Origin of the sequence: Dysgonomonas sp. 511, from assembly GCF_010501105.1 — a bacterium.
In the GTDB taxonomy this organism is placed as follows: Bacteria; Bacteroidota; Bacteroidia; order Bacteroidales; family Dysgonomonadaceae; genus Dysgonomonas.
Window position 1 is genome coordinate 70559 of sequence record NZ_QVMQ01000006.1, and the last position, 13669, is coordinate 84227.

Genomic DNA, 13669 nt, shown 5'->3' on the forward strand with positions numbered 1-13669 from the left:
AAAAAATATGGATACACTTCGTCTTTTCTGATTTGAAATTCGAAAGAGAATAGTAAAAGAACTTGTAACTAAAATGAACGTAGACACACCAAAAGGATACAAATTATTCACTTTTTTCTGCCTCTACATAGCGCAGAAGATACCTATGAGCTTTTTCTCAACGGTGATCCCTGTCATTATGCGGCAGCAGAATTTCTCGCTTGAGACAATCGGATTGCTGCAACTGCTCAAACTGCCGTGGATACTCAAATTCCTGTGGTCGCCAGTAGTCGACCGTTCCACATACCGCCTCAACGATTTCAAGGCGTGGATTTTCTCATCCGAACTGATATATGCCTGCATTATCTTCAGCATTGCCTTTCTCGACCTCAGCGCTACACCTCAACTGATTATTGGCCTTGTGATAGTTTCGTTTATTGCCTCTGCCACACAGGATATAGCCACCGATGCCCTTGCGGTTATCTCTTTCAACAAGAAAGATAAAAGCCTGGTGAACAGCATGCAGTCGATGGGCGGCTTTGCCGGTACTATGATCGGTAGCGGCGCATTGCTCTTACTTTACAACAAGGTAGGGTGGGGCAACCTCTTGCCATATCTTGCCCTTTTTGTATTGATTGCGGTCATTCCCCTTATCTTTTTCCGTATGGGTGCGAAGGGCACGATAATAAAGCCGAAACAACAGGAACGCCCAACCAAAGACGATATACTCGGTTTCTTCAAGCAAAAAGGGATATGGAAACAGGTCGTGTTCCTCTTTCTCTACTACGCAGGGCTTATCGGGGTGCTTGCCATGCTCAAACCCATGCTGGTAGACTATGGATATAGCATGAAAGATATTGGTATCATGTCGGGCATTGTAGGTACATTCATCGGTTGCCTTGCATCCTTTGCCGGTGGGTTCGTTGTGCGCAAAATAGGACGGCATACTTCGCGTGTGCTGTTTGCCGTTTTCACTTTCGTTACTACCATATATTTCTGCCTGCTGATAAATGTCATCCCTGTAAATATAGCTACGCTGCACTTGGGTATCTCCCTTCTGTGGGGCAGTTATGGGCTGTCGGTCATTGTGGTATATACCACCGCAATGGACTGTGTACGCCCCGGCTACGAGGGAACCGACTTTACGATACAAACCGTTATTACCCACCTTAGCGGTATCATTATGGGAGTGAGTTCGGGAAAGATAGCAGCCATGATAACCTATAAAGGGCTTTTTGTGGTAGAAATGTTTATCGCACTGGCATCACTTTTGTTCATACTATTTGTGTTTAAACTAAAAGCACCAAAGGAAAAAGATGAAACAAGAATTACTGAATAAGTACAGCGTGCCTGTACCCCGCTACACGAGCTATCCGCCTGCCAATTTTTTCAACGAGGGCTTCGATGCCCTGTCGTATCAAGATGCCATAATTGCATCCAACGGGCAAGAGCCGGAACATATATCCATTTATATCCATATCCCATTCTGTTTCCAGATGTGTTATTATTGCGGTTGCAATGCGCAACTTTACCAAAAGCCTGCCGTAACCCAAAGCTATATAGATGCGCTGAAAAAGGAAATAAAAATGGTGCTTCCCCTGCTCGACCGTAGCCGTAAGATATCACAAATCCATTACGGAGGTGGCACGCCGACTTCGCAGCCCGTGCCGGTGTTGAAAGAGTTGAACGGGATGTTCCTCTCGGAGTTCGACTGTATCGAAAATCCCGAAATAGCCATCGAATGCCATCCGGGCTACATGAATGCCGCTTATTGGGACGAACTGACCGATGCAGGCTTCAACCGGATAAGCATAGGCATACAAGACTTTGATGAAGAGGTTCTCCGCACATCTAACCGTAAGCATTCGCGCCTGCCGATAGAAGAGATTATCAGCATGTTGCGCAGCAAGGGGATAGCTGTAAATATGGACTTTATATATGGTTTGCCCAAGCAGACTCCCGAATCGTTTGCCCGCACTATCGGCAAAGCCATTGCCCTGAAACCCGACCGTGTGGTTACATTCTCCTATGCCCATGTGCCGTGGGTAAACCCGTTGCAAATGAAGCTGGAAGAAGCAGGATTGCCTACTGTGGAGGTGAAAAGCGAGATATTCCGGTCGGCAAAACATTTGCTGACCAACGAAGGATATAAAGCTATCGGGCTCGACCACTTTGTGTTGCCCGGCGACGAACTATATAAGGCATCGCAGTCGAAAGCATTGCACCGCAACTTTCAGGGATATTGTACACGCCGTACTACAGGGCAGGTCTATGCTTTCGGTATAACAGGCATTAGCCAGTTGGCTACGGCTTACAGCCAGAATACGAAAGACCTTGAAACATATATCTCATTGATAGAAAAAGGTGAATTTCCTGTGACCAAAGGTTATACACTCAATAGGGAGGAGCAAATAACGCGCACCGTTATCTCCGAACTGATGTGTAATTATACAATTGATTGGAACGATATAGCGGACAATCTACATTTATCAGCCGATGAGGTTAAGTCTGCTATCAATTATAATAAAGAAGCTTTAGACGATTTTGCCAAAGACGGCATTATTGAATATGATGACAATCATATAGCCATCATGCCCGATGCCACACCTTTTGTGCGCAATGTGGCTGCCTCTTTCGATAGGTTGTATAAGGGGAATGAGAGCCGGTATTCGAAATCTATATAAGTAACTGTTCGGAAATATGCACGCACGGCGATCTTGTTTTGATAAAAAGATGTTATTCTTATATGCCACTCGTTTATAAATAGAATATTTTTATCTAAGTTTGCACATCCAAATCAAGTTGTAAAATAAACAATTTAGCACAATATGACTAAGAAATACAACAGAACCCTCGTCACTTCGGCATTGCCATACGCCAATGGCCCTGTACACATCGGGCACATGGCAGGAGTTTACATCCCCGCAGACATATACACACGCTATATGCGGCTCAAGGGCGAAGAAGTGATACACATCGGCGGTTCTGACGAACATGGCGTGCCTATCACCATCCGTGCAAAGAAGGAAGGAGTGACGCCGCAAGATATTGTAGATAAGTACCATACCATAATAAAGAAGTCGTTCGAAGACTTCGGCATCACATTCGACATCTATTCGCGTACAAGCTCGGAAACGCATAAGCAAACAGCTTCTGATTTCTTCCTGAAACTGTACAACAACGGCCAGTTTGAAGAAAAGACCAGCGAACAATATTACGACGAAGAAGCACAGATGTTCCTTGCCGACCGCTACATAATGGGCGAATGCCCACATTGCGGCAACCCCAATGCATATGGCGACCAGTGCGAATCGTGCGGTACATCGCTCAGCCCGACCGACCTGAAAAACCCGCGTTCGACTATCTCTGGCTCTACGCCCGTGATGCGCGAAACCAAACACTGGTACCTGCCATTGGATAAGCACGAAGGTTGGCTTCGCCAGTGGATACTGGAAGACCACAAGGAATGGAAATCGAACGTCTACGGGCAATGCAAATCGTGGCTCGAAATGGGATTACAGCCCCGCGCCGTAAGCCGCGACCTCGATTGGGGTGTACCTGTGCCGCTGGCCGATGCTAAAGGAAAGGTGCTTTACGTATGGTTCGATGCACCAATCGGTTATATCTCGAACACGAAAGAACTATTGCCCGATAGCTGGGAAAAGTGGTGGAAGGCAGAAGATACCAAGTTAGTACACTTCATCGGCAAAGACAATATAGTATTCCATTGCATCGTATTCCCTGCCATGCTCAAGGCAGAAGGCTCGTTTATCCTGCCCGAAAATGTGCCTGCAAACGAGTTTCTCAACCTCGAAGGCGACAAGATATCCACATCGCGCAACTGGGCAGTATGGCTGCACGAATACCTCGAAGATTTTCCGGGGCAGCAAGATAGCCTGCGCTATGTACTTACGGCCAATGCTCCCGAGACAAAGGACAATGACTTTACCTGGAAAGATTTTCAGGCAAGGCACAACAATGAGTTGGTGGCAATACTCGGCAACTTTGTGAACCGGGCTTTGGTGCTTACACAGAAGTATTTCGACAATAAAGTTCCTCAATATAATGATCTAACGATGCCTGAGGATATTATGCTAGCAGACATTAAGGTTATAAGCAATCGTATAAATAAACATCTTGAGGTATACCACTTTCGCGACGCTCTTAAAGCAGCTATGAGCTTAGCTCGAATTGGTAATAAATACCTAGCTGATACTGAACCTTGGAAAGTGGCAAAAACAGATATGAAGCGAGTAGAAACAATCCTATATATTGCATTGCAAATCACTGCCAATCTAGGAATTGCTCTTGAACCGTTCCTGCCGTTTGCTGCAAAAAAGATTCGCGAGTTTCTCAATATGGATAACATGTCGTGGAACCAATTGGGCAGTATGTATTTACTCCCTGCCGGACACCAGCTAAACGCATCCGAACTTCTCTTTGCAAAGATAGAAGACGAAACGATAGAAAAGCAAATACAAAAGCTGCTTGATACCAAGAAGGCCAACGAAGCCGAAGCGGAGATAAAAGTAGCCCCGCAAAAGGAGAATGTAGCTTTCGACGACTTTGCAAAGATGGATTTGCGTGTGGGCACCGTACTCGAATGTACCAAAGTGCCTAAGGCTGACAAGCTGCTGCAATTCCTTATAGACGATGGTATGGGCAAACGCACCATCGTATCGGGTATAGCTGCATGGTATAAAGCAGAAGAGTTGGTTGGCAAGCAGGTGTGCTTTATAGCAAACCTTGCACCACGAAAAATAAAGGGTATAGAATCACAAGGTATGATCTTGTCGGTAGAAAATGCCGATGGTAGCTTGTCGCTCATACAGCCGTCGAAAGAGGTGAATCCGGGAAGCCAGATAGGGTGAAAGCCCCCTTAATCCCCCATAGGGGGACTTTGGAGCGAAGCCGCGAAAGTAATTATAAATTATGAGCTATAAATTAATGAATTATGAATAAACACCCTCTTCATAAGTCCTCCTTGGGGGCTTCAGGGGGTTCATCCCCCCTATGGGGGGTGGGGGGGCTTCTCCTTATAGGAGTAGCTATATACTACATATTCAATATCTTCCTGATAGGTAACAATCTGAAATTCGATGAGTTCTACTCCATTGCGATGCTTGACTATTCTTATTCGGATATTTGCCGCATCACGGCGGAGGATGTGCACCCGCCGCTTTTCTACCTCCTGTTGAAAGTTTACTCGTCATTCTTTTCGTTTTCGCCCGAACATCTGTACTTCTACCGATTCCTTACGGTGGCATTCTATCTGGGTATGTTGGCGTTGTGCTTAATTCCCGTGCGCCGTTTGTTTGGCAAGAGGCTGGCACTCGTCAGTTTCCTTGTATTGGCATTCCTGCCCGTAGGATTCTATATGTATGCCTATGTGCGGATGTATTCGCTGGCAGCATTCCTACTTTTCGGCTCGGCAGTATATGCTGTAGATGCTTACCGTAACAACAGCCGTTGGGCATGGGCAAAGCTTATATTCTTTACTCTGGGCGCAATGTACACCCACTATTATGCGTTGATGGGTGCGTTCTTCATCATCCTTGCACTGCTTATCGCTATAATTGCAAGGTATATTAAGGATAAAGAACAGGCGAAACTTATCAGGGCTTTGCTGTGTGGAGCCATACTATGCATTTTGTACATACCTTGGCTTGTAAGCCTTTTCGGGCAATTGGGACAGGTAGGCGGGGGTTACTGGATTTCGACTATCACCCTGGCAGACATAGCCTATGGCGTGCAGTATTATTTTTCGCCGAAGAACATAGACGACTCTTATGCCGACTTCTTTTCGTCGTCGTGGTGTTTGGTACTCACCTTTGCCCTCACGGCATTGTGTTGCCTCGTGCCGCTTATCTATATGTTGCGTAAGAAGACGGAGAACACATATATAGCATTTATCGCCCTGATTATAGTAGGGTTATGCTTTCTCTTTGTATTGGTATATTCTTTTATTGCCACCCCTGTTTATTATGCACGGTACCTGAGTTGCTATATTGGCTTGTTTGCTCTGGGTATGTCGTTGTTACTTAATGAATTTATCGGGGAGAAGACTTTCTTGGCAAAGTCAGTACTGATATCTTTCTGCACACTGATGATTTCGCTATCGGCAATAGAATTATATATCAACCTGCGCAAAGGCACGCTGTTCCACAAAGAGGAGAAGGCAGACCCGTTCGATGAATTTATGGCAGATACCAACGGTATAGTCTACACCGAAGGGGTTTTGAGTCCCAACTTAGGCGTAATGTCGCTGTTGAAACCACAGTATAAGTACCTGATAGTGATAAAGGAAGAAAAACCACACAATGATCCGGCACTGTTCAACTATATAAGGGATGGCAAAATATCGTTCCGCCCATTTGTTCATTTGCAGCCTGTAAAAGAGCCTGTATCAAACGAGAGGTCGGTATATTTTACTACCCATCCCGAAAGTTTCAGTAAGTTTATAGGCGACGACTTTGTGATTACCGATCATCTGGAAGGAACGTACTATTATAAATTTGAGCGTAGAACCCGTTAGTTCGAGCCTCTTTAACCTCCCTTAGAGTCAGGGTCGTTTAGTTCTGGCGTTTGTTCGTCTCTTCTGTCATCCTGAGTGGAACGAAGGATCTCTTGCTAGTTCTGCTTTATAAGGCTTTTGAGCTAAGAGTTATAAATTACTAATACAATACCCTTTTTGTAAGTCTCGCTTGGGAATTAGGGACTCTGCCTATGGAAAACTTTATTAACCTTACAGCCCAAAACATTGGCAACGAACATATCTGTTGCGCTTTCTCCGACAAGAAATGTGCCGATAGCTATCAACTGAAAAAAGACTGGCTCAAACGCGAGTTCGAAAACGGCTATGTATTCCGCCGTATCGATGCCCGTGCCAAGGTCTTTATCGAATACGGCCCTGCCGAGCAAGCATGGGTTCCGGTTGCCGCACCCAATTACCTGATGATAAACTGCTTCTGGGTATCAGGGCAGTACAAAGGTAAGGGATATGCCAAGCAGTTGCTGCAATATGCCATAGACGATGCTGTTGCACAAGGGCGCGATGGATTGGTGACTGTAGTTGGAATAAAGAAATTTCACTTTATGATGGATGCCAAGTGGCTTATGAAGCAAGGTTTCGAGATAGTCGAAAAGCTACCTTCCGGCTTTTGCCTGTTGGCCAAGAAGCTGAAAGATAATGCTTCCATGCCTGCATTCAACGATTGTGTGACTTGCCAAACGTCCCATAGCGAAGACCTTGTTGTCTACTATTCCAACAGATGCCCATTTACAGAGTTCCATATTACCAACTCGCTAAAAGAAACAGTAGAAAAGCGCGGACTAACGCTCAAAACGGTGAAGCTGCAAACAATGGAGCAGGCACAAGCCGCACCTTCGCCGGCTACCATTTTCAGCCTGTTTTACAAGGGCAAATTCGTAACCACCGACCTTAGTGCCTGTATGGATAGCCGCTTCGATAAGGTGGTGAAAATTTAAGAAGCTGTAATAACGAGCATTGGAAATAGAGGAATCAGATACATAATTCTGATATACCGATAAAAAGTGCATAATCCTTGCAAACGATTGCACACTTTTTGGTGTTATAATACAATAGACTTTTTCTTGTTAAAAAAGGAAAAACATTCCTTTGTATTATAAAACTTTTATTCGGAATTATGAAAAGAGCAATTTATTCTCTACTGCTTATCGGCTTTTACCTGACAACAGGAATAACGAATGCCCAGGAATTGAAATCTCCTGATGGCAGCCTGAGCCTTGCATTCTCGCTACAATCGGGAGGAGTGCCTACCTATAGCCTTACCTACAAAGGTAAAGATGTAATTAAACCCAGCAAACTGGGTCTGGAGTTGAAAGACAACAGTGATGCGAACAACGATTTCAGCGACTTCACTGTAAAGCAAGCAAAGGAACAAACCGAAGACAAGGTATCCCTGCTGAATGGTTTTTCAGTTGCCGGCACTACTACTGCTGCCTTCGATGAAACATGGCAACCTGTATGGGGCGAAGCCAAAGATATACGCAACCACTACAACGAGATGGCTGTGACGCTTCACCAACAATCTACCGACAGGATGATGCTTATCCGCTTCCGCCTGTTCGACGACGGGTTGGGTTTCCGTTACGAGTTTCCCGAACAGAAGAACCTTGCTTATTTCGTAATCAAGGAAGAGCGTACACAATTTGCTATGGCAGGCGACCACAAAGCTTTTTGGTTGCCGGGCGACTACGATACACAGGAATATGATTATACAACATCTAAGTTGTCGGAGATAAGAGGACTGATGAGTAAGGCCATTACACCAAACTCGTCGCAAACACCTTTCTCTCCTACAGGTGTACAAACCGCCCTGATGATGAAAACCGACGATGGCTTGTATATCAACCTGCACGAAGCAGCTTTGGTCAACTACTCGTGTATGCACCTCAACCTCGATGACAAGAACATGATCTTCGAGTCGTGGCTTACTCCCGATGCACAAGGAATTAAAGGCTATATGCAGGCACCTTGCAGCACCCCTTGGCGCACGGTGATAGTGAGCGACGATGCACGCGATGTGTTGGCATCCAATATCACTCTCAACCTCAACGAGCCATGTAAGATAGAAGACGTTTCGTGGATCAAGCCCGTGAAATACGTAGGCGTATGGTGGGAGATGATAACCGGAAAAAGCTCATGGGCCTATACCGACGATGTGTATAGCGTACAACTGGGCGTTACTGATTATAAGAAACTGAAACCTAATGGCAAACATGCTGCTAATACGGCTCATGTAAAAGAATACATCGACTTTGCTGCCCTTCACGGTTTCGATGCAGTATTGGTAGAAGGATGGAACGAAGGATGGGAAGACTGGTTTGGCAACTCGAAAGACTATGTATTCGATTTTGTCACCCCATACCCCGACTTCGACGTGAAGGAGCTGCACGCTTATGCAAAAAGCAAGGGTGTGAAAATGATGATGCACCACGAAACCTCATCATCGGTACGCAACTACGAGCGCCATCTCGACACAGCATACCAGTTTATGGCCGACAATGGATACAACTCAGTTAAGAGTGGTTATGTAGGCAATATTATCCCCCGCGGCGAACATCATTACGGGCAATGGATGGTAAATCACTACCAATATGCATTCGAGAAGGCAGCTAAGTATAAGATAATGGTAAATGCCCACGAAGCTGTACGCCCAACAGGAGTTTGCCGTACATGGCCAAACCTGATAGGTAATGAGTCGGCTCGCGGCACAGAGTATCAGGCATTTGGCGGCAGCAAGCCCGACCATGTCACCATATTGCCGTTTACAAGGCTGATAGGAGGCCCTATGGACTACACTCCGGGTATCTTCCAGATGGATGTGAGCAAACATAATCCGAACAACAATTCGCACGTAAACAGTACGTTAGCTAATCAGCTGGCTCTGTATGTTACCATGTACAGCCCTTTGCAAATGGCTGCCGACCTGCCGGAGACATACAATCAGTATCTCGACGCATTTCAGTTTATAAAAGATGTAGCCATAGATTGGGACGACAGTAAAATACTAGAAGCCGAACCCGGCGACTATATCACCATTGCCCGCAAAGCTAAAGGTTCTGGCAACTGGTTTGTAGGTAGCGTTTGCGACGAAAGCGGGCGTACATCAAACATTACATTCGACTTCCTCGATGCAGGAAAAACATATATAGCCACCATATACAGCGATGCCAAAGATGCGCATTACAAGACTAATCCACAGGCATATACAATCCGCAAAGTGGTGGTTACCAGCAAGTCGAAACTATCGCAACTCTGCGCACCTGCGGGGGGATACGCAATTAGTGTGGTGGAAGCAGACAAGGCGCAGACAAAAGGTTTAAAGAAATTGTAAGGAAACAAAAGTGAGTATTTAGGTTAGTTATAAATTAAGTGTTTGGAAATTGAAAAGTAGTGTGAAAGAAGGTGTCCCAAAAGTAAAAAAGGACACCTTTTTTGTGTTTCTGTACATACAGTTTGTCATATCGAACTCTCATTGATTTTATAAAAAACTACAATAAATACTATTTTTTTTTCCTATATCCGCAGAAAGTTATACTTTTGCACTAAAGATAGCAGTTTTGCAATGACATTAAGCGAAAAAACAACAATAATACGTGCGTTTTTTACCCCTGATTATTTGGGGGTTAGCTTGTTTTTGCTAGAGAGAGAGAGAGAGAGAGAGAGAGAGAGAGAGAGAGAGACTTCTCGATAGGGAATTAAGTGATTCGGGGTTTTGTTCCCTGCAAAGCCAATCTTTAAAGTATCACGAACCCCTTAATATAAGAATTTTTTTTGTAAAAAGCAAGAGGTGTATATTTTTTCTGTTAAAAAGAATATCGTCTTTTTGTATATATAATATTTCACAAAAAATCCACTTGCCGATGCATGCAGTTTATCATGCACGGCAAGTGGATTTTTTGTTTATAAACAAAACTACATACCAATATTTTACATTTCTCATAATCAATATATTCCGGATGATAAGCCTGAAAATCAAGCATTGTATCATCACTGTTTGTTTATTAATAGCCGTTTGGGAAAATAGCTCTTAAGTTTCGCCTGATAAACAGGTTTTGAGTCCGGAATTATTTATGCCAATCAATAGTAGAAAAGTTTATCTATAGAGAGGCATATCTCCCCCCAGTCACTCCAAAAGGAGAGGAATAGAGCGAAGCTAAAATGGGAGAAAAGTAACTGGCAAAAACATAGGAAAAACTGTTACATGTGTTACTTTTTAACTATATGTTGCAAATAAAGGTTAAAGCAATGAGGGCTTCACGAATGAAAATGTTAACGAGAAAAGCAAAAAGTAACAATGAATCCGATCCTATTTATTTTTTAATTACTGATTCACATTATTAATAACAATATAAACAAACTAAGATAACCTACAACATTATAACATTTTGACTAAAGAAACCACCATAACACACAATGGTCAAGCGTTGACATTCAATCTGGCGGCTACCAACAGCAAGCTGGTAATAGCCGGTATTGGTACAAGTGCTGCCAGCAAACTGCAAATCACCGGTGGTCACGGTGTGGGCAGGGTGTTGAAATCGGATGCCAATGGTAATGCCTATTGGGGCACTGACGAAACAGGAAGTGGCGGTGGAGGTACACCGACTAGCATAGCCGCCGAAGAGGGGCTGTATGCTGATGATGCATCTGGATCGAACAGTTATACTATAGGCATCAATACTGCGGGTGTCAAAGACTATCACCTGCATCAGATGGGTGCTATCAATAATCAAGTATTAACATGGAACGGATCTATTTGGAAACCAACAACCGTAGCTGTGCAAGGTGCGCAAAATGGACTTACCCTGAATACTGCTAAAGTAGAATTGGGAGGAAATTTGACTAAAGCAACCACCATTACCCATAGTGGCAATACCCTAGCCTTCGATGCATCTGCCGCTAGCAGCAAATTACAGATAAAAACAGCAGATGCTACTCCCTTGGGTAAATACTTGCAAGCTGTGGACAACAATGGTACAGTAGCGTGGGCTACCATACCTCAAGGCACTGTCTATTCGGTAAACAACGGTTTGTCGCCCGACGCTAGCGATGCTACCAAATTCCAACTGGGAGGAAATTTGACTAAAGCGACCACCATTACCCAAGGTGCAAATAACTTCACCATCAACACAGGCACAGGTATATTCCAGATAGACAATAGTACCACAGGTGGCAAATTGCAGATAAAAGACGGGCAACAAGCCTTAGATAAAGTGCTGACCTCAGATGCCGACGGCAATGCCGCATGGCAGGAGAATCCCAATTGGAAGCTAAAAGGGAACAGCAGTACTACTGCCGGAACCAATTTCCTGGGAACAATAGACGATGTGGCACTAATGTTTAAAACCAATAGCAAGCAATCGGGTTATATCAGTAATTCATCAGGAACTTCTACCGGATTTGGCTATCAAACACTAAGTACAGCTTTGGGAACCCGCAGCATCGCTATTGGGCATCAGGCTTTGCCTACCGGAGGAACCGACAATGTAGCTATCGGCTACCAGGCACAAAATACAGCTACAGGAGCCAATAATGTAGCAATTGGTAGTTATACGCTGAAAACAAGCACCGGTGGTAATAATATTGCCATAGGCTATAATGCACTCAAAGCCAACACCACTGGTGTTTCCAATATAGCAATAGGAAATGGGGCCTTGGCTGCAAATACTATATCGAAAGACATTGTAGCCATAGGTAATGGAGCGTTAGCTGTCAGTTCGCATTCCGACCTGGATCACACTATTGCGATAGGCTCATTGGTCTTATCACAAAATACGACAGGAGGATACAATACTGCAGTGGGAGGCCTGGCGTTGCGAGATAATATTACAGGAGGCAGTAATTCGGCATTGGGATATGCCGCATTGGCATCTAATACAACAGGGGGGGCTAATGTGGCGATAGGCCTTAGGGCAATGGAAATGAATAACACCGGAAACCAAAATGTGGCTATGGGATTCGATGCATTGAGGTATTATGCCAGAAATGATGAGACTATTACGCGCCAAGCTAGCTATAATGTTGCTGTAGGTCACAAAGCACTAAGTGGACAAAAAGGGGAAATAAACTATGGTTACGAGAATGTGGCTGTAGGATATATGTCCATGACTCTAAATACTGTAGGAATCCGTAATACAGCTATTGGCTATCGGGCATTGGGATCGAACAAAACAGGTATAGATAATGTAGCCATTGGTAACCTAGCCATGCACAGCCATGATGCAGGTGAAGATAATGTAGCTGTTGGGTCTTTGGCTCTGAGGCATAACAAGTCTGGCCGATTCAATACTGCAATAGGAAAAGGCGCATCAGAATTTGGAACATTGGGTACGGGAAACACTACCGTTGGAAACACTGCGGGTAATGGTATCGAAGGAGATAACAATGTTATGATCGGCTTCAAGACTGTTGCTATGCTAGAACACTGGAATGGTGTTCCCGCAAAGGCAAACAATTTGATTGTAATTGGTACAGAAATTTTCCATCCTCATCCCGATGCTGCTTTTAAGATGGAATCAGGAAAAACTGTGAACAGCGTTCTGCGCATAGGAGATTGGATCATTGGCGACAAAACTGCTGTTGATGGTAGTGGAAATGTCCGTTTGGGGATAAATGGTTCATCTAAAAGCACATTTACATTTTATGTCAATGGTACAGCCGGAGGCGATAACACATGGAACACTGCATCGGATCGCCGCTTGAAGAAAAATATAAAAGATATGGGTTATGGTCTGTCGGAAATATTGAAGTTGAGGCCTGTCACTTACCTCTTGAAAAAAGACTCGACAAATAGCACTAAAGTAGGATTCATTGCTCAGGAGGTTAAACCCATCATACCCGAAGTAGTAAGTGGTGTGGAAGGCGATATGGAAAAAGGCGAAACATTAAGCATCGGTTATAGCGAATTAGTGCCTGTACTTACCAAAGCCATACAAGAGCAACAGGGAATTATCGAAAGCCAGCAACAAACCATCGACAAACAACAAAAAGCGATAGATGCTTTGCTGAAAAGAGTGGAGGCGTTGGAAAAGAAATAAAGGTAGACTGTATGAAAGAATAGAATTAAGATTCATATCTTCCCGAACGGAGTGAAGGATTCCTTTTTGAAAAAGGGATGTTTCACTCTGTTTTGCATAGATA

7 protein-coding genes are annotated in these 13669 nt (G+C 44.3%); all 7 read left to right on the forward strand.

From position 1 onward, the window contains the following. Positions 1 to 73: 73 nt before the first annotated feature. Positions 74 to 1318, forward strand: coding sequence for an MFS transporter (locus D0T57_RS03945; RefSeq protein ID WP_163271095.1), 1245 nt, complete (start codon positions 74 to 76; stop codon positions 1316 to 1318). Then, positions 1296 to 2663, forward strand: coding sequence for an oxygen-independent coproporphyrinogen III oxidase (gene hemN / locus D0T57_RS03950; protein ID WP_163271096.1), 1368 nt, complete (start codon positions 1296 to 1298; stop codon positions 2661 to 2663). Before D0T57_RS03945 ends, hemN begins: the two co-directional genes overlap by 23 nt. Positions 2664 to 2807: 144 nt before the next feature. After that, positions 2808 to 4850, forward strand: a complete 2043-nt coding sequence (gene metG, locus D0T57_RS03955; RefSeq protein ID WP_163271098.1) for a methionine--tRNA ligase — start codon at positions 2808 to 2810, stop codon at positions 4848 to 4850. A gap of 83 nt (positions 4851 to 4933) precedes the next feature. Further along, positions 4934 to 6514 carry a glycosyltransferase family 39 protein gene (locus D0T57_RS03960; protein WP_163271100.1) on the forward strand — a complete coding sequence of 527 codons (1581 nt, stop codon included), beginning with the start codon at positions 4934 to 4936 and terminating at the stop codon, positions 6512 to 6514. A 191-nt stretch (positions 6515 to 6705) separates the two neighbouring features. Continuing rightward, complete coding sequence (locus D0T57_RS03965; protein ID WP_163271102.1) at positions 6706 to 7467, forward strand: N-acetyltransferase; 762 nt, start codon at positions 6706 to 6708, stop codon at positions 7465 to 7467. Positions 7468 to 7646: 179 nt separating this feature from the next. Further along, positions 7647 to 9860, forward strand: a complete 2214-nt coding sequence (locus D0T57_RS03970; RefSeq protein ID WP_163271104.1) for a glycoside hydrolase family 97 protein — start codon at positions 7647 to 7649, stop codon at positions 9858 to 9860. Positions 9861 to 10914: 1054 nt separating this feature from the next. Further along, positions 10915 to 13566, forward strand: coding sequence for a tail fiber domain-containing protein (locus tag D0T57_RS03975; RefSeq protein WP_163271106.1), 2652 nt, complete (start codon positions 10915 to 10917; stop codon positions 13564 to 13566). The last annotated feature ends 103 nt before the right edge of the window (positions 13567 to 13669 follow it).

Bases quoted from the DNA above. Each gene is read 5' to 3' on its own strand.
- D0T57_RS03960 (WP_163271100.1), top strand. From the start codon at position 4,934: ATGAATAAACACCCTCTTCATAAGTCCTCCTTGGGGGCTTCAGGGGGT.
- hemN (WP_163271096.1), top strand. From the start codon at position 1,296: ATGAAACAAGAATTACTGAATAAGTACAGCGTGCCTGTACCCCGCTAC.
- D0T57_RS03970 (WP_163271104.1), top strand. From the start codon at position 7,647: ATGAAAAGAGCAATTTATTCTCTACTGCTTATCGGCTTTTACCTGACA.
- D0T57_RS03965 (WP_163271102.1), top strand. From the start codon at position 6,706: ATGGAAAACTTTATTAACCTTACAGCCCAAAACATTGGCAACGAACAT.
- D0T57_RS03945 (WP_163271095.1), top strand. From the start codon at position 74: ATGAACGTAGACACACCAAAAGGATACAAATTATTCACTTTTTTCTGC.
- metG (WP_163271098.1), top strand. From the start codon at position 2,808: ATGACTAAGAAATACAACAGAACCCTCGTCACTTCGGCATTGCCATAC.